This window comes from Rhizobium sophorae (assembly GCF_013087515.1).
GTDB classification, from domain to species: Bacteria; Pseudomonadota; Alphaproteobacteria; order Rhizobiales; family Rhizobiaceae; genus Rhizobium; species Rhizobium sophorae.
In genome coordinates this window covers 1-588 of sequence record NZ_JABFCN010000038.1, presented here as the reverse complement: position 1 = coordinate 588, position 588 = coordinate 1, and the positions used below count along the sequence as shown (strand labels likewise).

1 pseudogene is annotated in these 588 nt (G+C 63.8%); it reads right to left on the bottom strand.

The annotated features are described in order from the left end of the window. Window positions 1-159 precede the first annotated feature (159 nt). Window positions 160-588 (bottom strand): annotated as a pseudogene (locus G9X64_RS22125) (sugar ABC transporter substrate-binding protein); the annotation flags it as partial.

The window sequence follows — 588 nt, the reverse complement described above, 5'->3', positions numbered from 1 at the left end:
CGGCAGCGCATCCTGCAGCCGGCCCCTCAACGAGATCCCCGTCGATTGCCTCGGCGTCAAAACCGGATCGGTGGTCGCAACTGTGCTCATGGAATGTCATCTCCTCCCCGGAAGCTTCCCCGCGGGTCACGCGGGGAAGCTTTGTCATCACAAGTGATCTCAGCGGGCGTCGTCGATCGCCTGGACGAGCTGGGTCACGGCCTCGTCGGAGGTCTTGATCTGGCCATGGACGAACTTCGAGACGACGTCCTTATAAGCATTGGCGATCGCCGGCGGTGCGCCGTAGCCTTGCGCCAGCGAGCCGAACAGCGTGCCGCCTTCGTTGGCTGCCTTCAGGTCGGCGATGCCCTTCTTGCCGCAAGCGTCGAAGTCGGTATCGGGAACGTCGGTGCGGGCCGGCACCGAACCCTTGACGACGTTGAAGGCCGACTGGAAGCTCTTCGACAGCGTTGCCGTGGCCAGTGCCACCTGGGCCGCCTTGCGGTCATCGGGGACGTTGAACATGCCGAACATGTCGGAGTTGTAGACGACGCTGCCGTCGGTGCCGGGGAAGCGGTAGCAGAGGAAGTCTGTGTCCGGCGTCTTCTT